The organism is Spirochaetia bacterium 38H-sp (genome assembly GCA_039023545.1).
Lineage (GTDB): Bacteria > Spirochaetota > Spirochaetia > Winmispirales > Winmispiraceae > Rarispira > Rarispira pelagica.
In genome coordinates this window covers 537698-563329 of the sequence record JBCHKQ010000002.1, presented here as the reverse complement: position 1 = coordinate 563329, position 25632 = coordinate 537698, and the positions used below count along the sequence as shown (strand labels likewise).

Sequence of the window (25632 nt, the reverse complement as noted above, 5' to 3'; positions counted from 1 at the left end):
GACTCTGCTGTATCATTTGTGTGTTTTTTTATACTGGAGAAGAAACAAGGTTGTGTATAAATTTTCTTTCCCAATGTCTGGAATATGAGAGGCTTTACGGTTATTATTGTATATCGTTTTTTTATGAGGTTTATATGGCTAAACTCTGGCAAAAACAGTATTCTCTGGATAAGCTTATAGAACGTTATACAGTAGGCGAGGATTATCTTCTTGATTCCCAGCTTGTATACTTTGATGCACTTGCTTCTCTTGCACATGCGGATATGCTCAATAAAGCAGGATTGCTGCCTGACAGTGATTTTGCTGAGCTCAAGAATGCTCTGTGTGAGCTTGTCGGACTTATAGAGTCCGGCAGGTTTTCCATACGCCCCGAGGATGAAGACGGACACACTGCTATTGAGAACTGGCTTGTGGATAAAACAGGTGAGGCCGGAAAAAAAATTCATACAGGCCGCTCCAGAAACGATCAGGTTCTTGTGGCTCTAAGACTTTTTATGAAGCATTCTGTTTTTGAACTCCTTGGTGTAATATTTTCTCTTACGGATGTGCTTGTTTCCCGTGCAAAGGAGCTTGCGGATGTACCTATGCCAGGAAGAACTCATATGCAGATTGCCATGCCTTCTTCCTGTGGCCTTTGGATGGCTGCTTTTGCGGAGGAACTTGCGGATGTTGCGAGGCTTTTGTGGGCTTTTTATCCTCTTGTGGACCAGAACCCTCTTGGTGCCGCAGCAAGTTACGGAGTACCTCTTCCTCTGGACAGGGAATACACTGCTTCTCTTCTTGGGTTTTCTTCTGTGCAGAACAATGTGCTTTATGCTAACAACTCTAGAGGTAAGTTTGAGTCTATTTTTACGGACCTTTGCGAGCAGGTTATGCTTACTCTAAGCAAAATGGCGCAGGATCTTATCTTGTTTTCTCTTCCTGAGTTTGGATACTTTAAGCTCCCTCCGGAACTATGTACTGGTTCAAGTATAATGCCCCAAAAGCAAAATCCTGATGGTCTTGAGCTTATGAGGGCAAAATCCGCCTCTGTCGCTTCTTTTTCTATGCAAATTAAGGGAATAATACGTTCTCTTCCATCCGGTTATAACAGGGATTTTCAGGAGACAAAGGGTCCTTTTATGAGAGCCGTAGGTGTTACGCTTGATTCTGTCAGGGTTATGGAGCGTACAATCTCTCTCCTTGAAATCTTTCCCGACAATCTCAAAAAAGGTTTCTCCCGGGAAATATTTGCAACAGATGAGGCTTACAGGCTTGTAAGAGAGGGGATGAGCTTTAGAGATGCTTATCGCAAGGTAGCTTTGGACCTGGATAAAGTTGCGGAGAAGGACCCTTCTGAATCCATAAGGGAGCGCAAGTATCCCGGTACTACAGGTAATCTCAATCTGGATTTTGTAGAGCAGAGATTGGACAGTCTTAAGCAAAAAGTGCTTCCTGCAAAGGATGCTTTTGAAAAAGCTCTGTCTTCTCTTGTTTCTTCCTGATTTTATCGGTATGAGGTCCGCTGTATTTTAGGCTTAGGCGGTCCTAGTGTATTTTTTACTTTTGGAGGTTTTATGTCTTTACGCGACAAAGCGCTTTCTTATCATAAAAATCCCACACCAGGCAAGGTTGCTATTGTTTCTACCAAGCCCTGCGAAACAAGTGCAGAGCTTTCTCTTGCCTATACGCCGGGAGTTGCAGAACCTGTCAAGGAGATAGCAGATAATCCCGATGCTGTTTTTGACTATACATCCAGAGGAAACCTTGTTGCTGTTGTATCCAACGGTACTGCTATCCTTGGTCTTGGCAACAGAGGCGCACTTGCCAGCAAACCCGTCATGGAAGGCAAAGCTGTGCTTTTTAAGCGCTTTGCCGATGTGGATGTCTTTGATATAGAGATAGACAGTGAGGATCCGGAGGAGATTATAAGAACTGTCAAGTTGCTTGAACCTACTTTTGGCGGCATCAATCTTGAGGATATCAAAGCTCCGGAGTGCTTTTATATAGAAAAACGTCTCATAGAATTATGCGATATCCCTGTTTTTCATGATGACCAGCATGGCACTGCTATTATTGCAACAGCAGGCCTTATTAATGCTGCGGAACTTGCAGAAAAAAAACTGGACAGCCTCAAAGTTGTTATAAACGGAGCTGGTGCTGCGGGGATATCCTGTGCCAGAATGTTTGTTGCCGCTGGAGTAAAACGTGAGAACCTTTTTATGTGCGATAGCAAAGGACTTATCATAGAATCGCGCGATGATCTTACCGATGAAAAGCGCGAGTTTGCGCAGAGTGGTCCGGCACGTGTTTTGGCGGACGTGATAAAGGATGCAGACGTTTTTGCCGGACTGTCCGTAGCAGGAGTTATGTCACAGGACATGGTGCGTTCTATGGCAGACAGACCCATAATCTTTGCCATGGCAAATCCCGACCCTGAGATTTCTTATCCGGATGCACTTGCTGCCCGTGAGGATATCATCATGGCTACAGGCAGAAGTGATTATCCCAACCAGATAAACAACGTGCTTGGTTTTCCTTTTATTTTCCGCGGTGCGCTTGATGTACGTGCCCGCAGAATATCGGAGCGAATGAAGATGGCAGCTTCCCTCGCGCTTGCAGAGCTCGCAAGACAGCCTGTTACGGATGACGTCAGAGCTGCGTATGGCGGAGCAGCTTTTTCCTTTGGCCCAGGCTATATTGTGCCCAAGCCCTTTGACAGGCGGGTTATAGAGTATGTCTCTGTTGCAGTGGCAAAAACTGCATGCGAGGAGGGCCTGGCAGGACGGCCTATAAACGACTGGGAAGACTACAGAAAAAAACTTGCGGAAAGAATAAGAAAAAACATATAAAACATATAAATTGAACACAAAAATGGACATGCTATGCATGTCCATTTTTGCTGCCTAAGTAAAAAAGTTATAACACTTTATAATATGATTTTATAGGTAGTATGGAGAGTGTGTCTTGGATGCGTCTTTGGGTGTTGAGTGTGTGGAGTCTTCGTTTTCTGTGTGCCGCAGGCAGCAGAACCTGCGTCTTTACTGCTTTTTTCTCCTTGGCTCGCAGGTTCTGCGTTCGGTATAAAAAAAGAGGCTGCATCTTGCAGCCTCCTAGTGTCTTTGTCAGTTTTGTGTTTCTGGCAGGTCCATTGTGTCCGCTATCATCGTGGGCTTGGTGACGTCTATAGAGTCTGTTATGCTGTTCCAGCTCATTGTGTTGTATATGTTAAAGTATATGTTGATCTGTTTTTCTCCTGCATCTTTGTTTACGGTGAGGGGGGCGGCAAGGCCGGAGTTTGCTACGCTGAGTGTGATTGTTGCAGGGTCGGATGTAGATACTGCAACGGATGTATAGGTTGTGTCGGAGTATGGTTCGTATACAGCATCAATGTATATGTCTTTATCCATGGTTACCAGGACTTCGTCATAGGTGCCGGAGTAGAGGGAATAAAGATCTCCATTTTCGTCTGTGAGGATAAGGTCTCCGTCTGCTATGTTGGCTCTGGTTCCGGATGAGTTTTCCCAGAGTGTTTCTGTGCCGTAGGAGTCGCGGACTTCTATTTTATATATACGCACAGAGTATTCTGTTACAGTTATATTGCTGTCCTCTTTTACAGAGTAGGCAGGGGCTGTGGGTATGACGCCTGGGGGCATGTTTACCAGTTTTATTGCTATGGTCACTGTCTGGTTTGTAAACAGCTCACATGATGAGAAAGCTGTTGCAAATAATAGTAGTATAATTGCGGTTTTTATAAGTCTGTTTTTCATAATCAACCTCCATATGCATTATATATGAGTAAAAATAACCCTCCTTTCTTAGAAAAACAATGTTTGCAAAAAAAATATCATGGTGATATTGATTTTGTTTTGTTATATTGATAATGTTTTATATATAAAACATTGTGGAGGGCTTATGTTTGGTATGGGGCGTAAGAAGCATGGATACGGAGGAGGCAGGAGGGGGAGGCTCGCAGGTAGAGCGTGCTGTGTAGAACCTTCTGCTGATTTTTCCGATGATATCATATCTATTTCTTCTCTCAGAGAGGGGGAGAGAGCAGTTGTTGTGGGTTTTTCCGGCCAGATGGGACCCTACAGGCGTAAGCTTCTTTCTATGGGTTTTATTCCGGGAACAGAGATTCTTTTAAAAAGAAGAGCGCCTCTTGGTGACCCTGTTGAGATACAGGTGAGAGGTTTTAATGTATCGCTCAGAAAAGAAGAGGCCAATGTACTGTTGTTGCGGAGGACTGCATGAGAGAGTTTGTAATAGGCCTTGTGGGTACGCCCAACACAGGAAAAACTTCTGTTTTTAATGCGCTCACGGATAGAACCGAGTTTGTAGGTAATTGGCCGGGGGTAACCATAGAAAGAAAGGATGGTATAAAAGATGCTGTTTATGACGGAGAGGATATAAGGCTTAAGATAATAGATTTGCCAGGTATATATGCGATTGGCTCTTCTCTTACAGAGGAGCGTGTTGCCTTTGAGTTTGTTCTAAAGGAAAAGGTTGATCTCGTTCTTACGGTAATTGATGGACTTTCCATAGAAAAAAGCATGTTTCTCACCATGCAGCTTATTCAGCAGGGACTGCCCATGCATATTGTTATAACCAAGAAGGACCTGCTGGGAATAAATGGTATAGATATAAATGTTAATCATTTTTCCTCTTTGCTAAAGCTTCCCGTATCCCTTGTTGATACGCGGGATAAGAAGGATGCAAAATTGCTGGTAGAAGCGGTAAGCCGCTCCTGTTTTGAGAGACCTGTTTCTTCTTTGTCTATAAAATATGACAGCAGGTTGGAGTATTGGCTTTCTGAGAAAGAAAAGGAGTTTGCTCATATAGAGCTGTCTTCCGATGTAAAAAGAACTCTGTTTTTGCTTCTTTTCCAGGGTGATGAGGAGTTCTTTTCTTTATATCCCCTGGAGATTGCCAAAAGGAAAAAGCTGCAGGAAGAGATAGATAGAATATCTCGGGATATAGGAAAGGAGCCGGATATATATGTAGCAGAAACCCTTTATTCTTATATAGATGATATCATGCATCGGGTAAAAAAAGGTAAAGAAACACTTACTATAACCGAGCGTATAGACAATATAGTGCTGCATAAGGTATGGGGACTTCCTATCTTCTGGGGAGTGCTGTTTCTTATGTTCTGGCTTACCACATCGTTTGGCGGTGTTTTTATAGACTTTTTTGACAGTATAGCAGGGTTATTTGCAGTAGAACTGCCGGTGGCTTTTCTTTCTTCTTTATCTGCTCCCGGGTTCTTGCAGACCTTTATTATGGCCATAGGTAGCGGCATACAGACAGTTGCAACATTTATCCCAATAATATACATACTGTTTTTTTTACTTACAATCCTTGAGGATTTTGGCTATATGGCAAGGGCTGCCTTTGTTGCTGACAGAAGCCTAAGAAGTCTGGGATTGTCAGGAAAAGCCTTTGTCCCTCTTTTACTGGGCTTTGGATGTACAGTAAGTTCTGTTCTTGCCACAAAAACGCTGGAAACAAAGAAAGAAAAAATAATCAGCATATTCATGGCACCTCTTATGTCATGTGGAGCAAGGCTTCCTGTATATGTCCTTTTTGCCAGCATGCTTTTCCCACGTAATGCAGGACTTGTGGTTTTCTCCCTGTATTTTGTTGGTATAATATTAGCTGTTGGCACCGGCTTTTTGTTAAAAAGCACCCTGTTTAAAGGTAAAATAAGCCCACTTGTTATGGAGCTCCCCCCTTATCACCTACCCAAGCTAAATTATGTTCTAAAAGTAACATGGATAAGATTCTCCTCATATATAAAAAGGGCTGGTATAGCAATAACAACAGCAGTCTTTATTCTTACATTACTAAATACGATAGTTATAAACAAAGATGGTATAAAACTGGAGCCAGAATCCCCAGACTCCATCCTCATAAAAACAGGACAGGCAATAAGTCCTGTTTTTCGTCCCATGGGGATAGAAAAAGATAACTGGCCTGCCGTAGCAGGGCTTTTTACCGGACTTTTTGCAAAAGAAACAATCATAGGCACACTGCAGTCAATGTATGCCTCAGAAGACACAAGTGCTCAGACAGTAGGAGATGTTGCAGAAGACAATCCCTTATCTCTTGCCTACATAGGCAAAAGCCTGTTAGAATCCTTTAAACAACTAGGCAGAGATATCTTATCTCTCATTTTTTCAGTAGAAGATGAGAGCTTAGAAAATTCCGGAGCCCTTACCAGAGTTAAGAATCTCTTTACACCTCAGAGCGCATATGCGTACCTATTGTTTGTACTTATATACTCGCCATGTATTGCTACAATAGCTGCAATAAGCACCCAGATGGGAAAAACCATAGCGGCGGCAACAGCAATATATCTGACACTACTTGCATGGATACTTGCAACACTATTCTATCAGCTTGCCACCATGGAGAGCCCTTTATGGCTTGCAACAACACTTGCTCTCATCCTGTTTCTCATAGGAGGACTATTCATGGCAGGCAGAAGAAGACCAGTAATGGAGGAATAAAATGGCAGACAACATCACATCAAGAATGGAAGATTATCTTGAGGCAATATATCTTCTCACAGACAAGAAAAAAACAGCCCGTGTGCGCGATATAGCAAAACACCTCAACGTATCCCGTTCCACAGTATCCAACTCCCTACACACGCTCTCCGACAAAGGCTACATAGAATACTCTCCCTACGACACAATAGAGCTGACCGGACAGGGCCTCAGCATAGCAAAAGACGTTTACAGAAAACACAGCATATTAAAACGCTTTTTTCTAAAAATCCTTGGTGCTGACGAACGGATGGCAGAAGAAAACGCATGCAAAATAGAACACGCCATAACAGAAGAACTCCTAGACAGATTTGTAAGCTACATAGAATTTGCAGAAGAATGCATGCCCGTAAAATTCAAATATAACCCTGACAAAGGCCACATGTGCTTGGATGAATAAAACAAAAAACCGAACGTCGGAAGCGCGCCATACAGAGCAAAGCAGGCATGGAGGCGCTCTTCCTCCTGCCTGCGCGGCAAATATGGAGCCTATTTTTTCTTATCTATCTCAGCCTTTCTTTGCTGTGCAAGCATTTCTATCTGTGAAGCGACATCCGGATACCTTATAAGAATATTATCAAAAGTACCCTTATCGAGCCTATACAAGTCGCAATATTCCAGAGACCTTACCGTAGCAGTACGCGGAGCCTGCAAAACAAGAGCCATCTCCCCGAAAAACTGTCCCTCCGATAAAACAGCATACCTTACGGACTCATCCGCAGACACAACCTCAACAGAACCCCGGTTGATAAAGAACATATCAAGACCAATCTCCCCAGCACGGATGATATAATCCCCTGGACTTACAATATAAGATTGCAGATGCAGGATGATATCCCTGATAAAATCATCATTTGCATCTTTAAAAAGAGGTACCTTCTGGATAACATCCTTATGAATCTCAAGTGCAACAGCGAGCTTAAGAGAATGAGGAATCTCTGTAAGAACAGACTCCTCCGCATGCCCTCGCCTTGTATCCCAAAGATAATCAAAGTAGTCCCTTATTTTTTTCTGGAGCTCAGGCGAAATATGCTTGTAAGAAAGAAAAGCATTGATTTTTTCCACCTTCTCCCTATGCATAATCTTGGCAGTATCCATCTTGGAAATAAGGTTTGCAATACTACCTATTATCAAACCATACATGGCAGCACCAATCAATTCTATTAGAATTGTATACATGATAAGAGCAGGAGAAGACGGAGTAATATCGCCATAACCAATAGTTGTAAGAGTAGTTATAGTCCAGTAAATAGCCCTAAGATATTGATAGGAAAAAGAATCGGAAGAATCTATGCCGCTTATAGCCAGCCAACCACATGCAATAGAATGAGCAGCAAGAATAATCCACAAGACCATAAGCAAAAGCCTAAAAAGAGCAGGATTAAACTTGACAGTAGCCATATACTCCAGATTATCCTTGAGCCGCAAAAGCTTAAGAAGTCTAAGCAGGGCAAGAGGAGCAAAAAAAGAAAGATGAGTCGTCCATATAAGAAAAACATCAAGAGGAAGAGCTGCAATAAGATCAATAAAAAACCTGGAAGAAGAAAAATAATCTTTGGAAAGAGACTTTATATCTGTTATGAACTTACCTTCTCTTTTTATTGCAGTTCTTGACTGAACAAATATGTCTACAAGAAACACAAAGGCAGCCATAATGTCGACAATAAAAAAAGCAGGATAAGAACTCTTTCTCACAAGTACAAGAGGTAACCTAAAAGCATAATACAAAGAAACAAGCGACAGGATGAGTCGCCATACATATAAAAACCTGTCTTCTTCTCTAAAAACAACCTTGTTTAAATTCATACAACCACACCTTTATACAAGTATCGGAAATACAAGCATTAATTTGAGCTTATCACGATATCACACATATACTGCATTTTCTATTTGCCTTATCTTTGTCGCAAGTTCTTTTTCCAGCTCTCCTTTATCTGCAAAAATATTTTCCAAAACAAAAGGGAAAATATCTATCTCTTTTGCTCCCATTATGGTAAGAAACCGGCTGCTGTTTTTTAACATCTTTTCCAGATGTGTTTTCTTATCTATATCCTTTCCTGATAAAAATTCTGCTTCATTGAGGTTAAAATCATCAACATATATAAGGCGTTCTGCTCCTTCTGCAGCATCCTTTACTGCATCCCAGAATACTCCAGAGTCCTTTGCCTCTCCTATGTTTGACGAGCATACTATAGTACATGGAGCTTTATGCGGATATATGGCGGATATGATGTTGCGTTCTATCAGATAGCTTTCTATAGCTTCTGCTGCTTCTTTATAGTGCTCTGTAGCTATTACAATGCGTATTGAGTTTTCTATAAAAGACCGGATTGCTTTTTCCCATAGCATATGCGGATACAGCATAGACATAAAAATCTTTACAAACTTTTTTGCAGAAATGGTGTATCCGCCTGATATTCTGTGGATTGCAGCTCTTTCTATACATTCCAGCAAACTTATTTCTCCTTTTTTTGCAATATCCCAGTATGGCAATACGACCTTATTCCAGTATGCAAAAACATCCATGCCCATTGTCTTTAGCCCAGAGGATTGTAAGGCCTTGTCCAGATTTTCCGGGATTGCAAGTCTCGGGGCTTCTGTACATACAGTGCCAGAATAATCAAGTATCAAAGAGACAGACATATAAACAAACCTCACTCATAAAAATATAAATAGTAGAGAAAATATCTATGCTGTGCAAGCAAATTAACTTATCACTTATAAGATTTTATTGTGTTTTGCAATAATATGGGTTATAGTTTTACAGAAAAACAATCTACTTGGGATTATGGCTATGCATAAAAAATTAATATTTCTTATAAGCACTATTTTCTGCTATACTCTGTTTGCAGAGCCCATTGTCTTGTCTTCCCAAGAGAAGATTGGCATACCTTATAATAGCATTCAAATGTACTTTGCGGGTGATAAGGACCTTTCTATTTATGATATAATAGATGGTGAAAAAAACAGATATATTGATTTTACCTATGCGGATAAAAGCTCATATGGGTTTAATGATTCTTATATTTGGTTAAAGATTGATATAGATACCAAAGCATCTTTCGATAGAAAATGGCTTTTGGAAGTGGATTATCCTTTGCTTGATTTTGTATCAATGTATCTTATCTCCAAAGATAAAGTTATAGATTTTGATTATATTAGTGATAGAAAGCCTTTTAGAAACCGTACATATCAGTATAGAAATCCTGTTTTTTCGCTTGGGGTACTGCCTACAGGGCATTACACAGTTTATCTCAAGATAAAAACCAGAGGTACTCTCAGATTTCCTTTATATCTATGGAGAGAAAATATACTTTTTGATTATTCCGCAAGGATAAATTTGGTCTATGGTATGTATATGGGGCTTCTGCTCCTTTTATTTGTAATAATTATTATTTTTTATGCCAACTATAAGTTAAGGCATTTTGTCTTTTTTAATATTTTTATTATCTGTGCCTTTGTTTTTAACAGCATTCAGGATGGTTTTTTATTTATACTTCTGTCTCCCGAGACTACTTCCTGGAAATATTATTTTTATATAATTTCAGGTACCATAGGCCTCATGGCTTTTTCTTCTTTTATGTATGATTTCCTTTCTCCGGGCAGGCTCAGACTGATGCTAAGGTATCTGTATTATGTTGTTTACGGATGGGGATTTTTTACGATTGTCTCTTTGCTTTTTTTGCCTGTTTCTTTATCACTTATTCTATTTGCCATTCTCGGTGTTCTGTTTGTTGTTCCCAATCTTATTTCTATGGTTTCTTCCATAGCTGCTGGGGATAGGGCAGGGGGATTTGCACTCACGGGGTTTGTATTTTTTATAGTTGGTATAGCTGTTTTTGCCCTGAGAGGATTTGGCCTTATGCCAAGTAATGTGCTTACACTACATACCAAGGAGATAGGTATAATACTCTTGGTATTTGTTATTACGCTAGGCATTGTTGATCATTTTAATAATTTTCGTCTTCAAAGCATAGTTGATGATTTAACAGGCCTTTATAATAGAAGATATTTTTTTAATACTGCAGGGCCTGTGATTGACAGATGTATTGCATTGGGTGCGCCTGTCAGTTTTATGATTCTTGATTTGGATCATTTTAAAAATATCAATGATAACTATGGCCATGCTGTAGGAGATACGGCTCTGGTCGGATTTTCATCTGCATTGTCTTCTCTCCTTAGGAAAACGGATATAGCTGCTCGTATAGGAGGAGAGGAGTTTGCCATCTTATTGCCTTATACTGACCAGGATGATGCCCTTGCCATTGCCAACAGAATAAGAGAAAAAATAGAACTTCTTTCTATAAATATAGACAAAATGAGTGTTGATTTTACAGTAAGCATAGGTGTTGCTTCGTTGTCGGGAAACATAAACTCTCTTGATTCTCTTATAAAGGCCGCAGATAAGGCTCTTTATATGGCAAAGCATAAGGGAAGAAATAAAGTAGTTTCTTATTATGATTAACCATAAATATTGTATATTGTATTTTTTTGTGTTATTGTATCCCCACAGTTTATTTCTACGGAGAAGAGCATGACCAAGGATGAGTTAAAAAAAATTGTTGCCTATGAAGCAGTGGATAAATTTGTAAAAAGCGGACAAAAAATAGGTCTGGGTACTGGTTCTACTGCTATATGGGCTATAAGACGAGTTGCAGAGCATCTTAAGTCAGGCAAACTAAAGAATATTCTTGCCGTTACTACAAGCTTAGAGACAGAGATAGAGGCGGAGAGACTGGGAATCCCTCTGCGCTCATTAAACAGCAATGATATAAACGGGCATGTGGATGTTGCAATTGATGGTGCGGATGAGGTTTCTTCTTGCCTTTCTCTTGTTAAGGGGGGAGGGGCTGCACTTTTTATGGAAAAGCTTGTTGCTTATAATGCGGATAAATTTGTTGTAGTAGTTGATGAGAGCAAGCTTGTTCCTTCCATAGGCACAGGTTTTCCTGTTCCTGTAGAGGTTGTTCCTGTTGCTAGAGCTGTAGTTGCAAGACGGTTAAAATCAATGAGAGCTGATTTTACAATAAGGGTCGGTACGGGAAAATGTGGTCCAGTTATAACGGACAATGGGAATATCATCTTTGATGTTCTTTTTAAGACTCCTGTTGATGGTCCTGATATGGAGAGACTTATAAACTCCATACCGGGAGTGTACGAGAATGGCTTTTTTTCTTTGGTACGGCCTATTGTTCTTGTTGCAAAGAGTGATGGTGCAATAGAACATCTTTCTGATTGATTAGTGCTCTAAAATCTCTCTTAGTTTTTCTATTTCTGCTATTTTATCTGAAGATTTAAAGATATGGGAGCCGACAACGAATGTGTTGGCTCCTGCTTTCTGAGCATCTTTTACAGTATTATTGTTGATTCCTCCGTCTACTTCTATATCAATATTGTCTCCCAGTATCTTTCTTGCTTTTTCTATCTTTTTTAACATGGGTTTTATAAAGCTCTGCCCTCCAAAACCGGGTTCTACTGTCATGATAAGAACCCTGTCTATCACATCTACAAGTGGCTCTATCTGGTTTATGTCCGTAGCTGGATTAAGGGATATCCCTGCTAGTTTTCCGCTTTTTTTTATTTTTTCCAGAATATGGTATGCTTTCTGTGTTGCTTCCTTATGAAATACCAGGATATCCGCTCCCGCTTCTATGAATGTATGCCAGTACTTATCCGGATTACATATCATAAGATGGGTATCCAATGTAATGTCTGAAAATTCTTTCCTTATAAGAGATATTATATCCGGGCCAAAGGATATGTTATCAACATAGTGTCCGTCCATTATGTCAAGATGTATCTCATCAATGTAGTCTTTTATTTCCGATATTTCCTGTCCAAGTCTCAGAAAATTGGCGTTGAGTATGGATGCTGATATTTTATATTTCATGACTTCCTCTTTTTGTATTTTGCATAAAATATATTTTTTGTAAAGCAGTTTGGGGCAAAAAAAAAGCCCCTTATGGGGCTACATGCTATTTGCTTGCTTCGAATTTTTCAAGCAGTAAGAGTTCTTGCAGCTTTTCATTTTCGAGGTCAGGAAGATAGGTAAATTCTATGCCAATTAAAAAATCATTGTTGTTTTTTTCTGCATGAATTACTCTTCCTTCTCCTTGTATAGGAACAATACCATCGTCTGTTTCTACTTCTACAGCAAAAAAGATTGTTGCTCCTTTTGCAAATTCTTTTTTGCTTATAAAGCGCATCCCGCCGGTGCTTATGTCCGTAACCTTGAGTCTGTCAAAGTGTTCTTCTTCCATTGGTGATACACTGGCAAGTCTTGTAACTGTGAATCGTTGTGTTTTTCTTCTTTCTTCCATGATAGAAGCTCCCTTACGTTTTTCTATTTTATTATAATGGATTTTTTAAATTTTTCCTGCTTTTTGTAAAAAAAATATGAATTTTTATCCGATTTTTTTGATACAATGATCAGATGCCAGATGTATAATAATGATACATTGCTTTGTGTCTTTATTTTATGACATGTCTAAAATATTGTCTCAAATGTAAATATAAGCTGCGATTTTTGGCATGTTATTTGCTTATTGTTTTCTGGGAGCGTTGCTCCTGCGGCGTGTGTTCTAAGGCTGTCCGGGATATGTTGGACAGCCTATTTTTTTTGCCAGATGTTTGTTATCTTTCCTGTATACATCATATGATAGTCTTTTTCTGGATATAGAGGTTCTATCTCCTCTGGTATGTCAAAGCTTTTGGGGCTGATAATCTGATGTGCCATTTTTTGTGCTTCTATTATAAGGTCTGCTTCTTTAAAGGCTATGGACTTTTCTGTTTCTATGGGATTAAGGCCGGTGTCCTTTATTTTATCGGTGTTTCTTCCTGAATGGCTTCCGCAGTATTGTAGTATTTTTCTGTGTTTTTCTGGTAGAAAGCTAAGGGTAAAGTAATCTGCTTTTTGCATAAACTCATATGTAAATCGTGTGGGTCTTACATATACTATGCAGATGTCTTTATGCCATAGGTGTCCCAGAGCTCCCCAAGAGCATGTCATTGTGTTGTAGCCTGTTTCTGTAGCAGCTGTGAGAAGAAACCATGTTTTTGATATAAGTGTAAAGGGGTCTTGCTTTATGTCTTTGGGGGCTATTCTCTTGTATTCTTTTTCCATGTTTCCTCCTGTGCTTATTTTATCATGGCTACAAAAAAAAGCCCACCCCGAGAGGGGTGGGCGTTCGGTATTATTATTTTTTATTCTGTTGGCATGTCAGCAAGGTGCTTATAAAAGCGGTATTGCTGTGCTATGTTTTTCTTTGCTTCTTCCAAGAAGAGGCTTGCTTTCTCCGGATCCATCTGCTTGAGTGCGCGGAATCTTATCTCGTTGTACATGTAGTCTTCTACCGGTAGCTTTGGCTCCTTGGAGTCGAGTACCAGCGGGTTTTTGCCCTGTTCCGAGAGGAGCGGATTGTAGCGGTAGAGTGGCCATACGCCGGATTCTACTGCTGCTTTCTGCTGGTTCATTCCCTTGGCCATGTTGATTCCATGTGCCACACAGTGGCTGTATGCTATGATGAGGGACGGACCGGGGTAGGCTTCTGCTTCCTGCATTGCTTTTATCACCTGCATTCTGTTGTAGCCCATTGCAACTTTTGCCACATAAACGTAGCCGTAGCTCATTGCCATGAGCCCCAGGTCTTTCTTTCGGATTGGTTTTCCGCTGGCAGCAAACTTGGCTATTGCTCCTATGGGTGTGGCTTTGGACATCTGTCCGCCTGTGTTAGAGTAGACTTCTGTGTCCATAACAAGAACGTTTACGTTCCTGCCAGATGCCAACACGTGATCAAGTCCGCCGTATCCAATGTCGTATGCCCAACCGTCTCCGCCGAGTATCCATACGGATTTCTTTATCAGATAGTCTGCTACACCCAGGAGTTCTTTTGCTGAGGGGTGCTTGCTGTTGGCAAGTGCTTTCTTAAGGTCTGCAACAAACTGTCTTTGTGCTTCTATCTCGTCAAATGTTTCCTGCTTGTTGTCTTTTATTTTTGTAAGCAGGTCTGCAGATACGTCTGCTTTGTCGGCCAGCATGTTTTCTACGAGTTCTTTTGCATATTCGTAGAGTTTATCTGCGGTAAGGCGCATGCCAAATCCAAACTCCGCAGCGTCCTCAAAGAGTGAGTTTGACCATGCGGGACCACGTCCGTCTCTTCTTGTTGTATATGGTGTTGTGGGTAGGTTTCCTCCGTAGATTGAGGAACAGCCTGTTGCATTTGCTATGATTGCTCTGTCACCAAAGAGCTGGGACATAAGCTTTACATAAGGTGTCTCTCCACAGCCTGCACATGCTCCTGAGAACTCAAAAAGAGGCTCAAGAAGCTGTGTGCCTTTTGTTGTATTGAGGTTGAGTTTGTTGCGGTCAATGTTGGGCAGCTTGAGGAAGAATTCCCAGTTGGGTACTTCCTGTTCTCTTAGAGGCTCCTGCCACTCCATGTTGATTGCCTTGCGCTCTGTTTTGTTGCCATCCGCATCCTTCTCATATGCCGGACAGATGTTTACACATGCTCCGCAACCAGTACAATCCTCGGGTGCAACCTGTATTGTAAACTTGAGTCCTGCAAAGTCCTTACCCTTAGCGTCAGTGGACTTAAATGTTTCGGGAGCATTGGCAAGTTCTTTTTCCTCGTATACCTTCATGCGGATTACTGCATGTGGACATACGGCAGAACAGTCACCACACTGTATACATACATCGGGATTCCATACGGGAATTTTCTCTGCTATATTGCGTTTCTCGTACTTGGTTGTTCCTACGGGGTATGTTCCGTCATCAGGAAGCTTGGATACAGGGATTTTTTCTCCCCGACCTGCTATGATTTCTCCTATAACTTCCTTTACAAACTGAGGAGCATCGGCTGGAACAGCAGGCTTCATATGTATATTGCTTGTTACCTGCTTGGGATAATCAACCTGGAAAAGGTTGTCCAATGCTGCATCTACAGCTTTGATATTGCTTGCAACAATTTCAGGGCCTTTCTTTCCGTATGTTTTTTCTATTGCTTTCTTTATAAGAGCAATGGCCTCATCCTCTGGCAGTATGCCTGCGATCTTAAAGAAAGCGGTCTGCATTATGACATTGATACGTCCGGGCATACCTACTTCTTCTGCCAGTCTCTGTGCATTGATGATATAGAATTTGGCTTCTTTTTCTATTATCTGTTTCTGTACTTCTGCAGGAAGATGGTCCCAGACATGGTCCTTGTCATAAGGTGCGTCAAGAAGGAATATTCCCCCCTTCTTTAGCTTGCTGAGTATATCGTATTTCTCAAGAAAGCTAAACTTATGACATGCAAGAAAATGAGCATCGTTTATGAGATATGCGCCCTTGATGGGTTTCTTACCAAACTTAAGGTGGGATACTGTCATAGCTCCTGCTTTCTTGGAGTCATAAACAAAGTATCCCATTGCATTGTTATCTGTTGCTTCACCTATTATCTTGATACTGTTCTTGTTGGCACCAACTGTACCGTCGGAACCAAGCCCGTAGAAAACAGCGCGGAATGTATCATCATCCTCTGTTGTAAAGTTTTCGTCCCACTCAAGGCTTGTGTAAGAGAGGTCGTCATAGATACCTACTGTAAAGTGGTTCTTGGGCTTATCCTGCTTGAGGTTGTCAAGAACAGCTTTACACATGCCAGGAGTAAACTCGTTGGAGCCAAGTCCGTAACGTCCGCCTACAACTACAGGATATGTTTTAAACTTGCTCTTATCTACAGTCATTACCTCGCCTATTGCAGTTCTTACATCCTCATAGAGAGGTTCTCCTATGGAGCCAGGCTCCTTTGTTCTATCAAGAACAGCAATTGCCTTGGTCGTAGATGGGAGAGCATCAACAAAGTCCTTAAAGCTAAATGGGCGAAAGAGCCTTACTTTAAGAACACCTACTTTCTCTCCCTTTGCAACAAGATATTCTACGGTTTCTTCCATTGTGTCAGCACCGGAGCCCATGATAACAACCACTCTTTCTGCATCGGGAGCACCGACATAGTCAAAGAGTTTGTACTGTCTGCCGGTAAGGGATGCAAACTTATCCATCACCTTCTGGACAATAGCGGGTGTTGCCTCATAGTACTTGTTGACAGTCTCTCTTGCTGCAAAGAAAACATCAGGATTCTGGCTTGTTCCTTTGATAGTTGGATGCTCGGGATCAAGAGCTCTTTCTCTGTGAGCATTTACCAGTTCCTGAGGAATCATTTCCTTCATTACCTCATAGGGAATCTCTTCTACCTTCTGTATCTCGTGAGAGACGCGAAAACCGTCAAAGAAATGAAGGAAAGGAACACGTGACTCCAGTGTTGCAGCCTGAGAAATGAGAGCCATATCCATAACTTCCTGAACATTGTTGGAAGCAAGAAAGGCAAATCCCGTTGCTCTTGCTGCCATAACATCGGAGTGGTCTCCGAAAATAGAAAGAGCCTGAGCTGCAACAGCACGTGCTGCTATATGAAAAACAGTAGGTGTAAGCTCTCCTGCGATCTTATACATGTTAGGAATCATAAGCAGGAGACCCTGTGAAGCTGTAAGAGTAGTAGTGAGTGCACCTGTGCTGAGTGCTCCATGTACTGCACCAGCTGCACCTGCCTCTGACTGCATTTCTACAACAGAGGGGATGGTTCCCCATATGTTCTTTCTGCCTGCTGCAGAATATGCATCCAATAATTCTCCCATTGGAGAAGATGGTGTGATGGGATAGATGGCAATGACCTCGTTGGTAGCATGAGCAACGTAAGCTGCTGCTGTATTACCATCGATAGTCACCATGCGTTTTTCTGCCATGATTGACCTCTTTAATTGTGGATTTTTTGGTAAATAACTATAGCCGGTTTATAGCCAATATTCAAGTGCAAAAGCAGGATATGCGGATATAATGTGAAAAATTGCTTTTTAATATTCTTTTAGAATCAAAAAAATACAAAAATATCTCTTGATAAAGGAATTCTATACTTTTTTACCTAATTTTATAAGCGCTTTTGGCTTTTATGCTTCCAAACACAAAAAATAAAATATTTTTATTCTGATATTTTAGCCAGTAAGCAAAGCTGCGATATCAAAAATCATATAAAAGTCGCAGATAATCCACTCTTGCAAAGCTGTGCAGGACGGTTTCTTCTGTTTCTCTAGCTTCTATGCTGCAGCTTGTTACGGGTATCTTGTCAAAACTGGAGATAATATCCTGCATGGTTTTCTTATGAAAAGCAAGGGAAAATCTGGCAAGTCGTGTGGCTGCATCATTGGGAATATTCTGTGAGACAATGCTTAGCACATTCTCAGCAAAACCGTGGTTTTCCTGTTTTATAGCTTTTATGCTTTCTTTATCAGTATATGCCTTCAAAAGAACCTTTTCCTGCATCTCCACGGGCAAAAAAGAAAACTCCACTCTTTCCTTTTGTACAATATTATTTATCTCCTCTTTAAGCTCTATAGTGACACTCTCAGGCACATAAGAAGCAAGTTTATCAATTTTTTTCTGATATTTTTTTCCTATATGTTCTGTATTTATATCAAAAAATCCTGTAGGGATAAAAAAATGCTCATATAAGAAAACAGGATAATTCTCAAAGATATGGTCAAACCCGTCAATAATATCCAGTCTGCGCGCAATAAGCGGCCGTGCCGAATCTATAGCCTGTAGAAACAAGTATCCAAAGCCTTCTTGTACAGAAGAACTTATGAGACTGTCTGCGGATTTGAGAACAGAAGGGAAAGAGATGCCACTGTTTTCCGCTGTAATCCCCAGGGAAGAAATATTACCTGTATCTCTCATACATCGTGCAACAAGCTCAGAATAATGTACTTCCTGTCCTGATGTCCCGGGAAGAGAAACCCCGTATACAACATCCACCATAATGGAAATAAGGGCACTCTCGAGTATGTTCTTTCTTCTTATTGCCCTGACAGGAGAAAGAAAAAGCTTCTTATTCTGCCCTATCTTTAGAACATCCTGCAGACTGTTTTTCTTCTCTTCTGTATATTCTCCAAAATCCAGAGGATGATAAGGGTTATCAAGAAGAAATATCATATCTTCCGGAATCCCTGCATGAGACAGTATTCTGACATCCCTGTTGTTGATGAGCGCATAACGCACATTGTTGCTTGTCGGATAAAGGGGGCCTTTTACGTATTTCCTTATTCTTCCCAGATTGATATAGCGGCCACTCTCCGGAAAATCATGTACATGCAGGACAATCTTTTGTCTGCCTTCTTGTGCGAGTCTTATAACAGCCTCAGTAAAATACGGATTTTTGCCAAGATGAAAGTTATGAATCCAGAAAACCCTCTCCTCATCACACAGTCTCTCAAGCAGACTCTTTATATCGCTTATTCTCTCACTAGCATCTTGCTCATCCAGATCTTCTTCTGCATAGCCCACAAGCGGCTCAACCTGCAAAATTACACGCTGGGCAAAAACTCCGAGCCTGTTTTTAAAAGCCTCGGTATCTTCGCTACTTCCCGTAATAACTCTGACAGTCCAGCTATCATTATCCTGTAAAAAAGCCTTTATAGAATCTACAATAACGGACGTAACCCCACCAGGCTTAAGATGATAGTGAAAGATTAAAAGCTCCATGTCCATAACTTTAAAAGAGCATAGAAAAAGCTTCAAGCCATATTATGAAAATAAAACAAAAACATACCGAACGAGCAGACCGCAGGCGGTCTGCTCTGCCTCCTGGCGGTAGCACAGTCTGTTTTTCTGCATATTTGCCTAAGGCAGGGTTTGCCGCAGGGGTGCTCTTATTTATTCAAAACAACCTGCGGCAAGCCCGTTCGATATCATTTATGTTGCTTTTTAAAGCTTTTTATATAAGAATACAATTAACATTGTGACAGGAGTTTTTATGGATATAGATAAGATTGTTTCCGAGTTGAGTCAGGAAGAGAAGGTGGCTTTGCTAAGCGGGGCGGATTTTTGGACAACAGTTTCTGTAGAGCGACTGGGTATTAAACCCATGCTTTTGCAAGACGGACCTCACGGACTTAGAAAGCTTGTTGATGTTACTCCGGAGATGGAGGCTGCTCATCAGAGTCATCCTGCTGTTTGCTTCCCCGCAGGCTGTGCTCTTGCCAGTTCCTGGGACAGGGAGCTTATTGCCGAGCTTGGTTCTATGCTTGGGCAAACTGCCAGGGCTGAGGGGGTATGGGTGCTCCTGGGTCCGGCTATCAATATCAAGCGTTCTCCTCTTTGCGGACGTAACTTTGAGTATATGTCTGAGGACCCATATCTTGCGGGCGAACTTGCAGCGGCTTATATACGGGCTGTGCAGGCAGAGGGAGTTGGTACGAGTGTAAAGCATTATGCAGCCAATAATCAGGAATTTAGGCGGATGACAACGGATGAGATTATAGATGAGAGGGCACTCAGGGAAATATATCTTGCTGGCTTTGAGATTGCTGTAAAAAAAGGCAGGCCGTGGACAGTGATGGCTGCCTACAACAAAGTTAACGGCTCTTTTTGTACAGAGAATGAGTATCTGTTATCGCATATTTTGAGGGACGAGTGGGGATTTGACGGCTTTGTTATGTCAGATTGGGGTGCTGTAAACGATATAGTAGCTGCTGTCAAAGCAGGACTTGAGCTTGAGATGCCGGGTACTTTTGGCACAGGTCCTGCAAAGCTGCTTGCAGCTCTCAGAGAGGGTAGGTTGGATGAGACTGTGCTCGACAGGGCTGTCAGCCGGATACTAGACGTGCAAAACCGTGTGTTGTCCGCCAAAAAGGATGCAGTGTCCTATGACAAAGAAGAGCAGCACAAGGCTGCAAGGCGTATTGCATCAGAATGTATGGTTCTTCTTAAGAACAATAATAATTTGCTCCCTCTCGAGACAGTCTCCGCTGTTGCCTTTATAGGCGCTTTTGCACGTAATGTACGCTACCAGGGCGGAGGAAGCTCCAATATCAATGCGACAAAGGTGGACAGCCTTGTGGATGAATTTTCTGCAATATCTTCCTCTTCTGTTAGCTTTGCAGAAGGCTATACAATTGATGACAACTGCAGTCAGACAGAAAAGCAGCTTATAGAGGCAGTAGAATGCGCAAAACAAGCAGAAGTCGCAGTAGTCTGTGTGGGACTTCCAGAAACCTGGGAGTCAGAGTGCTACGATCGGCCGCACATGAAGCTGCCGGAGTCGCATAACAGACTGGTGGAGGAAGTTGCAAAAGTTTGCAGTAAAACAGTAGTTGTACTGTTTAACGGAGCACCTGTTGAGATGCCATGGATAGACAAAGTTGACGCGGTGCTGGAAGCCTATCTGGGAGGACAGGCAGCAGGCGGAGCAGCTGCTGACATACTCACAGGCAAAGTAAACCCATCTGGAAAGCTAGCCGAGACATTCCCTGTTTTGCTTGAGCACAATCCCGCACATCTTTACTTCCCCGGAGAAGGAGACAAATCTGTCTACGGAGAGAGTATTTTTGTGGGATACAGATACTATGACAGCAAAAAAATAGCACCTCTTTTCCCCTTTGGTCATGGACTGTCATATACAAGCTTTGACTACCAATCCATAGAAACAAGCGCAGAAGAGATAAAAGAAGAAGAAAAGCTTATAGTACGGATAAGGATATGCAACACAGGCAGCAGAGCTGGAAAAGAAACAGTGCAGCTTTATGTATCTGACCCTCAAAGCAGCGTGAGAAGACCGGAAAAGGAGTTAAAAGGTTTTGAAAAAATCTTTTTGGAGAGTGGAGAAAGCAAAACAGTGGAGTTTGTCCTTGATAGGCGAGCCTTTGCCTACTACGAACCTGCAATATCTGACTGGCGTGTTGAAAGCGGTGATTTTATCATCATGGCAGGGGCATCCTCACAGGATATACGGCTTACAAAGAAAATCCGTGTAATATCTGATTTTGTTATGCCACCTGCATTTACACCCAACAGCACAATAGGAGATCTCCTTGCCCATCCATATGCACGCAGCGCAGGCGAAAGAATAAAGAAAGACTTGCTGTCAGAAGGCGGTCCCATGTATCCATTATGGGTAAAAAACAGAAGAATGGCAGAAGCCCTGCTGGAAGACCTGCCTCTTAGAAACCTGATAGCCTTTAGCGGAGGTCAATTCTCACCGGAAGACCTGGACAATATGCTTACCGCACTAAACAGCACAAAAGAACAATAATAAAAAAACAGCAATCATCTTACGTGCCAGGGGATTTTTTTATACCGAACGAGCAGAGCACAAGTGCTCTGCTCTGCCTCTGGTCGTAAGAAAAGGCATTATTGTCATTGTAACTCTATTTTTAGGCTCTATTTATGGATTTACCATACAGCACATCTTGTGTTACAACAGTAAAAAAGGCTGCCTCATGGCAGCCTTTTTTGCTTGTTTTTTATTCTGTTTCTTGTTCCAGCTTGAGTGTCTTTGTAGGCTGATTGCAAACATCATCTGGACCATAGTACTGTATTGCGCCTGGGAATTGGTAGCAGGTTTCCACTGCCCATTCGTCCCTCTGGCTTGCAAATGTCTTAAACGGTGCGCCGTCAAGCTCCACGAGTGCTTTTCTGATAACTGGCTTCATCTCACCGTGACGCTTTTCCATGTTCATCATCATAGTCAGAGGTATTCCACCTGCTTCCCAATCTGATGCGGGACGGGAGAGGTTCCTTACTGATGCAAGGTAACCTGTGAGGTTGTTTGCTATGAGAACAAAAGCAGTAAATCCGAGTGCATAGCAGTAGTCAGCGTCAAAGTTGCTGGGGAATGCACAGCGTGCTTCATAGCCAAAGAAGTGGTTGATAGCACTGAATTTACCATTATACTTGCCTTCTGCTTTGAGCTTCTTGAGTTTTGTTGCTACCATTTCTATTAGCAGTTTTTCTGTCTCTATTCTTGATACCTGCACGTTTCCGTGGGGGTCTCTGTCCATAAGGAGCTGTGCCTGTATACCTGCAGGTAGGCTGACAAATACGTCTTTGTTTCTGCCTGTGAGCTTGCTGCTTACCCAGTCTATCTGTGCTTTTGTGTCCTCAAGTTTTTCAAATTCCGCTGCTTCTTTTGCAAGGAGTGTGTTAAGCTCTTCTATAAGGTTTCCTACTTCCGGTATAAACTCTATGAGTCCTTCCGGTACTAGGATTACTCCGTAGTTGTAGCCTTTCTCTGCTCTTTTTACTACCGAGTCTGTTATCTGGTCTACTATCTGAGCCAGTGTCATGTTCTTGGCTCTTACTTCTTCTGATATTATGCAGATGTTGGGTTGTGTCTGAAGTGCACACTCCAGGGCTATATGAGATGCGGATCTACCCATGAGGCGAATAAAGTGCCAGTATTTGTGAGAGGAGATTGCATCGCGCTCTATGTTTCCTATGAGCTCGGAGTATACTTTTGTAGCTGTGTCAAAGCCAAATGAGGCTTCTATGTACTGGTTTTTAAGATCTCCGTCTATTGTCTTTGGTATTCCTATTACCTGTATGTTTGTGCCTTTTTTTGCAAAGAATTCTGCAAGAAGTGCTGCATTGGTGTTAGAGTCGTCTCCTCCTATTATGACTACTGCGTCCAGTTGCTGTTCCTGTGCTGTCTTAAAGGCCTGTTCAAACTGCTTAGGTGTTTCTATCTTGGTTCTTCCGGAGCCTATGATGTCAAATCCGCCTGTGTTTCTGTAGTCGTTGATTATCTTGTCGTTGAGCTCTATATACTCATTCTCGAGGATTCCTGCAGGTCCGTTTTTAAAGCCAATAAGTACGGATTCTCTGTTTGCCTTCTTTAGTGCGTCGTAAAGCCCGCAAATTACGTTGTGTCCTCCCGGTGCAGGTCCTCCTGAGAGAATTACTCCTACTTTGCGTTTTTTGCTTGCATCTGGGTTGCTGCCTCTGCTAAAGGTTGCAATGGGTTTGCCGTATGTTTTTTCAAAGAGTTTTTTGAGCTCTTCTCTGTCTGCAACGGCTTCTGTAGGTTCTCCAAGCTGTGCCTGTATCTTGGATAGGTCTTCCTGTATTACCGGCGGAAGTTTGGGAATATACCCGTAACGTGCTTTTTGTAAAGCTGATATCTTTTGCATGAGTTTCTCCTTGTTTTGGAGTAGGATATGCCAGTTTACCTATCTAAGGGCTGTTATTCAAGTCGGTATGCCTGTTATTCTTCTTTGTTTTTTATTTTGCCATAGGCAGGCTGCCCGCATTAAAACTTGCGGGCAGCCGTTCGGTATAATTTCTTATTGATAGAAACATGGTTTTTATGTTCTGGTGGCTTTTTGTTTTTTTGTGTTTCTGTTATAACTTTTTCTATCGGGAGGTTATATGCTTGTACCTGGTGTTTATTTGCTTGAGAATTCTGTTCAGAATTATGCATGGGGGTCTAAGTCTGCTTTTTCTGAGTTTCTTGCTATGGATAATCCTGATGACATGCCTATGGCCGAGTTGTGGATGGGGGCTCATCCCAAGTCTCCTTCTTTTGTGATTGTGGGTGATAACAGGTTCTCTTTGTTGGATGTTATTGCATCCGAGCCTGAGGGTTGGCTCGGTGAGTGCTGCGCCTCTCGTTTTGGTTCTTTGCCTTTTCTTTTTAAGGTGCTGGGTATTGCATCGCCGCTTTCCATACAGGCTCATCCGGATAAGAGGCAGGCTGAGGCAGGGTTTGCTCGTGAGAATGAGATTGGTATTCCTCTTGATGCAGCCAATCGTAATTATAAGGATGATAATCATAAGCCTGAGGTCATATGTGCACTTACACCTTTTTGGGCTTTGCGTGGTTTTAGAGAGCCTTCCGATATTATCGCTCGTTTCAGACATCCTGCTTTTGAGCCTTTTTCTGCTTATGTAGACAGGCTTGAGGTTGATAAATCTCCAAGGGGGTTGGCTGCCTTTTTTGAGGGGATTATGAGCTGTGAGCCTGAGGTCAAGGAGAAGGTTGTTTCTATGGCTTTTTCTGCTTTTAGGGATAATCCCGAGCCGGAGTACAGGTGGCTTGAGCGTTTGTTTATGCTCTATCCAGGTGATATCGGTGTTCTTGCTCCGCTTTATCTCAATCTTGTAAAGCTTGCTCCAGGTGAGGCGATGTTTCTGCCTGCAGGTGTGCTGCATGCTTATCTGGAAGGTGTTGGTGTTGAGCTTATGGCCAATTCCGATAATGTGCTCAGAGGAGGCTGCACCCCTAAGCATGTGGATGTAAAGGAGCTTATGAGAGTTCTCAGATTTGAAAGCTCTTCCTGTGTGGAGATTCTACGTCCGCAGGTTACGGATAGCAAAAAATGGGGTTATTCCTTGCCTACGGATGAGTTTTCCCTGACTTTTATAGAAGAGGGGAGCAGGGAGCACAAGAATAGTTCCATAGAAATCCTTATTCTGATAGGCGAGAGGGCAAGTATAGAGTGGCAGGGAGGTGTCCTTGAGCTTACACGTGGACAGTCTGCTGTTATAGCCGGCAGTGTTGGGCAGTCTCGCATAAGTGTAGAAGGCGGAAGGTTGTATTGTGCTTCTGTGCCATGTAAGGACTGATATGGCAGAGCTTTGCATATATCTTGATGCCGACTCTCTTCCTGAGAAAATTCGTAATATAGTCTTTCGTGCCTGTGTCAAAAGAAGAATCCCCGCCTGTGTTGTAAGCAACAGAAACCTAAAGCTGCCCAAGGACGCCATGATAAAGCCTGTAAAAGTCGGCATGGAAAAAGAAGCGGCAGATAACTATATAATCGACTGTGCAAGAGTAGGCAACCTAGTCATAACCCGCGACATCCCGCTTGCGGCAAAGCTGGTAGAAAAAGGTGTGGTAGTCATCAACGACAGGGGTGGTGAGTTTACAGAAGACAACATCCGTGAGAGGCTTTCCATTAGAAACACTTTCAAAGAACTCAGAGAGCTGGGAATAGTGGAAGATATAAGGACAAAAACTTTTTCGGATAAAGATGTGCACGCATTTGCTGCGACATTTGACAAAGTTCTTACCAGATTGGAAAAAGAATATAAAAAACAATAGACCGAATGTCGTCGCTGCGCTCCTCTATCTTGATTTTCCCCCGGCTGGAGGCAGCACAGACCGCGTAGCGGGCTGTGCGTTCGGCATAAAACGCAGCTCCTCCTGCCTGCGGCAAAAAATAAAAAATACGGCATATAAGAGAAAGTGGCAAATCCCGATACACTAGTGCTAGATTTTTGTGATTAAAAAGA

General features: G+C 42.1%; 20 protein-coding genes. 11 read left to right on the top strand and 9 right to left on the bottom strand.

The genetic code is table 11. The annotated features are described in order from the left end of the window. Positions 1-134 precede the first annotated feature (134 nt). Together argH and WKV44_06390 are read left to right on the top strand one after the other, a co-directional pair. Positions 135-1484: an argininosuccinate lyase gene (argH, locus tag WKV44_06395; GenBank protein ID MEM5948167.1), complete on the top strand. Its 1350-nt coding sequence runs from the start codon at positions 135-137 to the stop codon at positions 1482-1484. A 72-nt stretch (positions 1485-1556) separates the two neighbouring features. Beyond that, a complete protein-coding gene (locus WKV44_06390; protein ID MEM5948166.1) occupies positions 1557-2831 on the top strand; it encodes a malic enzyme-like NAD(P)-binding protein in 1275 nt (424 codons plus the stop codon). 273 nt (positions 2832-3104) lie between these two features. Here the strand turns inward: WKV44_06390 and WKV44_06385 are convergent, their stop codons facing one another. After that, positions 3105-3749, bottom strand: a complete 645-nt coding sequence (locus tag WKV44_06385; GenBank protein MEM5948165.1) for a hypothetical protein — start codon at positions 3747-3749, stop codon at positions 3105-3107. A gap of 154 nt (positions 3750-3903) precedes the next feature. On the opposite strand from WKV44_06385, the gene WKV44_06380 reads away from it, so the two are divergent. From WKV44_06380 to WKV44_06370, 3 genes are read left to right on the top strand one after another with little or no spacing between them, the layout of a single operon-like run. Next, positions 3904-4233, top strand: a complete 330-nt coding sequence (locus WKV44_06380; GenBank protein ID MEM5948164.1) for a FeoA family protein — start codon at positions 3904-3906, stop codon at positions 4231-4233. Beyond that, positions 4230-6491, top strand: coding sequence for a ferrous iron transport protein B (feoB, locus tag WKV44_06375; protein MEM5948163.1), 2262 nt, complete (start codon positions 4230-4232; stop codon positions 6489-6491). The genes WKV44_06380 and feoB overlap by 4 nt, the downstream gene beginning before the upstream one ends. Before the next feature lies 1 nt (position 6492). Next, on the top strand, positions 6493-6930 hold the full coding sequence (locus WKV44_06370; GenBank protein ID MEM5948162.1) for a metal-dependent transcriptional regulator: 438 nt from the start codon (positions 6493-6495) through the stop codon (positions 6928-6930). 89 nt (positions 6931-7019) lie between these two features. On the opposite strand, the gene WKV44_06365 is transcribed toward WKV44_06370, so the two are convergent. Further along, positions 7020-8336, bottom strand: a complete 1317-nt coding sequence (locus WKV44_06365) for a cyclic nucleotide-binding domain-containing protein (GenBank protein ID MEM5948161.1) — start codon at positions 8334-8336, stop codon at positions 7020-7022. A 60-nt stretch (positions 8337-8396) separates the two neighbouring features. After that, positions 8397-9173, bottom strand: coding sequence for a hypothetical protein (locus WKV44_06360; protein ID MEM5948160.1), 777 nt, complete (start codon positions 9171-9173; stop codon positions 8397-8399). 151 nt (positions 9174-9324) lie between these two features. On the opposite strand from WKV44_06360, the gene WKV44_06355 reads away from it, so the two are divergent. Next, the gene (locus WKV44_06355; GenBank protein MEM5948159.1) at positions 9325-10995 is read left to right on the top strand and encodes a diguanylate cyclase; all 1671 of its coding nucleotides are present in this window, start codon (positions 9325-9327) and stop codon (positions 10993-10995) included. A 69-nt stretch (positions 10996-11064) separates the two neighbouring features. Next, complete coding sequence (gene rpiA, locus WKV44_06350; protein ID MEM5948158.1) at positions 11065-11769, top strand: ribose-5-phosphate isomerase RpiA; 705 nt, start codon at positions 11065-11067, stop codon at positions 11767-11769. Here the strand turns inward: rpiA and rpe are convergent, their stop codons facing one another. The 5 genes from rpe to WKV44_06325 form a co-directional block, all read right to left on the bottom strand. Continuing rightward, on the bottom strand, positions 11770-12420 hold the full coding sequence (gene rpe, locus WKV44_06345; GenBank protein MEM5948157.1) for a ribulose-phosphate 3-epimerase: 651 nt from the start codon (positions 12418-12420) through the stop codon (positions 11770-11772). A gap of 85 nt (positions 12421-12505) precedes the next feature. Continuing rightward, positions 12506-12850, bottom strand: coding sequence for a PilZ domain-containing protein (locus WKV44_06340; protein MEM5948156.1), 345 nt, complete (start codon positions 12848-12850; stop codon positions 12506-12508). Positions 12851-13140: 290 nt separating this feature from the next. Further along, positions 13141-13653 (bottom strand): flavin reductase, encoded by a 513-nt coding sequence (locus WKV44_06335; protein ID MEM5948155.1) that lies wholly within the window; start codon positions 13651-13653, stop codon positions 13141-13143. A gap of 80 nt (positions 13654-13733) precedes the next feature. After that, complete coding sequence (gene nifJ, locus WKV44_06330; GenBank protein ID MEM5948154.1) at positions 13734-17312, bottom strand: pyruvate:ferredoxin (flavodoxin) oxidoreductase; 3579 nt, start codon at positions 17310-17312, stop codon at positions 13734-13736. A 271-nt stretch (positions 17313-17583) separates the two neighbouring features. Further along, positions 17584-19104: a glycosyltransferase family 1 protein gene (locus WKV44_06325; GenBank protein ID MEM5948153.1), complete on the bottom strand. Its 1521-nt coding sequence runs from the start codon at positions 19102-19104 to the stop codon at positions 17584-17586. A 44-nt stretch (positions 19105-19148) separates the two neighbouring features. Between WKV44_06325 and WKV44_06320 the strand changes: the two genes are divergently transcribed. Together WKV44_06320 and WKV44_06315 are read left to right on the top strand one after the other, a co-directional pair. Beyond that, complete coding sequence (locus WKV44_06320) at positions 19149-19364, top strand: hypothetical protein (GenBank protein ID MEM5948152.1); 216 nt, start codon at positions 19149-19151, stop codon at positions 19362-19364. 11 nt (positions 19365-19375) lie between these two features. After that, positions 19376-21652, top strand: a complete 2277-nt coding sequence (locus WKV44_06315) for a glycoside hydrolase family 3 C-terminal domain-containing protein (GenBank protein MEM5948151.1) — start codon at positions 19376-19378, stop codon at positions 21650-21652. 211 nt (positions 21653-21863) lie between these two features. On the opposite strand, the gene WKV44_06310 is transcribed toward WKV44_06315, so the two are convergent. Continuing rightward, positions 21864-23528 (bottom strand): diphosphate--fructose-6-phosphate 1-phosphotransferase, encoded by a 1665-nt coding sequence (locus tag WKV44_06310; GenBank protein ID MEM5948150.1) that lies wholly within the window; start codon positions 23526-23528, stop codon positions 21864-21866. Between the two features lie 238 nt (positions 23529-23766). Between WKV44_06310 and manA the strand changes: the two genes are divergently transcribed. Beyond that, positions 23767-24963 (top strand): mannose-6-phosphate isomerase, class I, encoded by a 1197-nt coding sequence (manA, locus tag WKV44_06305; protein MEM5948149.1) that lies wholly within the window; start codon positions 23767-23769, stop codon positions 24961-24963. Between the two features lies 1 nt (position 24964). Next, on the top strand, positions 24965-25441 hold the full coding sequence (locus tag WKV44_06300; GenBank protein ID MEM5948148.1) for a DUF188 domain-containing protein: 477 nt from the start codon (positions 24965-24967) through the stop codon (positions 25439-25441). Positions 25442-25632 lie beyond the last annotated feature (191 nt).

Coding starts and splice junctions, on each gene's coding strand:
- argH (MEM5948167.1), top strand. CDS start 135: ATGGCTAAACTCTGGCAAAAACAGTATTCTCTGGATAAGCTTATAGAA.
- WKV44_06390 (MEM5948166.1), top strand. CDS start 1,557: ATGTCTTTACGCGACAAAGCGCTTTCTTATCATAAAAATCCCACACCA.
- WKV44_06385 (MEM5948165.1), bottom strand. CDS start 3,749: ATGAAAAACAGACTTATAAAAACCGCAATTATACTACTATTATTTGCA.
- WKV44_06380 (MEM5948164.1), top strand. CDS start 3,904: ATGGGGCGTAAGAAGCATGGATACGGAGGAGGCAGGAGGGGGAGGCTC.
- feoB (MEM5948163.1), top strand. CDS start 4,230: ATGAGAGAGTTTGTAATAGGCCTTGTGGGTACGCCCAACACAGGAAAA.
- WKV44_06370 (MEM5948162.1), top strand. CDS start 6,493: ATGGCAGACAACATCACATCAAGAATGGAAGATTATCTTGAGGCAATA.
- WKV44_06365 (MEM5948161.1), bottom strand. CDS start 8,336: ATGAATTTAAACAAGGTTGTTTTTAGAGAAGAAGACAGGTTTTTATAT.
- WKV44_06360 (MEM5948160.1), bottom strand. CDS start 9,173: ATGTCTGTCTCTTTGATACTTGATTATTCTGGCACTGTATGTACAGAA.
- WKV44_06355 (MEM5948159.1), top strand. CDS start 9,325: ATGCATAAAAAATTAATATTTCTTATAAGCACTATTTTCTGCTATACT.
- rpiA (MEM5948158.1), top strand. CDS start 11,065: ATGACCAAGGATGAGTTAAAAAAAATTGTTGCCTATGAAGCAGTGGAT.
- rpe (MEM5948157.1), bottom strand. CDS start 12,420: ATGAAATATAAAATATCAGCATCCATACTCAACGCCAATTTTCTGAGA.
- WKV44_06340 (MEM5948156.1), bottom strand. CDS start 12,850: ATGGAAGAAAGAAGAAAAACACAACGATTCACAGTTACAAGACTTGCC.
- WKV44_06335 (MEM5948155.1), bottom strand. CDS start 13,653: ATGGAAAAAGAATACAAGAGAATAGCCCCCAAAGACATAAAGCAAGAC.
- nifJ (MEM5948154.1), bottom strand. CDS start 17,312: ATGGCAGAAAAACGCATGGTGACTATCGATGGTAATACAGCAGCAGCT.
- WKV44_06325 (MEM5948153.1), bottom strand. CDS start 19,104: ATGGAGCTTTTAATCTTTCACTATCATCTTAAGCCTGGTGGGGTTACG.
- WKV44_06320 (MEM5948152.1), top strand. CDS start 19,149: ATGAAAATAAAACAAAAACATACCGAACGAGCAGACCGCAGGCGGTCT.
- WKV44_06315 (MEM5948151.1), top strand. CDS start 19,376: ATGGATATAGATAAGATTGTTTCCGAGTTGAGTCAGGAAGAGAAGGTG.
- WKV44_06310 (MEM5948150.1), bottom strand. CDS start 23,528: ATGCAAAAGATATCAGCTTTACAAAAAGCACGTTACGGGTATATTCCC.
- manA (MEM5948149.1), top strand. CDS start 23,767: ATGCTTGTACCTGGTGTTTATTTGCTTGAGAATTCTGTTCAGAATTAT.
- WKV44_06300 (MEM5948148.1), top strand. CDS start 24,965: ATGGCAGAGCTTTGCATATATCTTGATGCCGACTCTCTTCCTGAGAAA.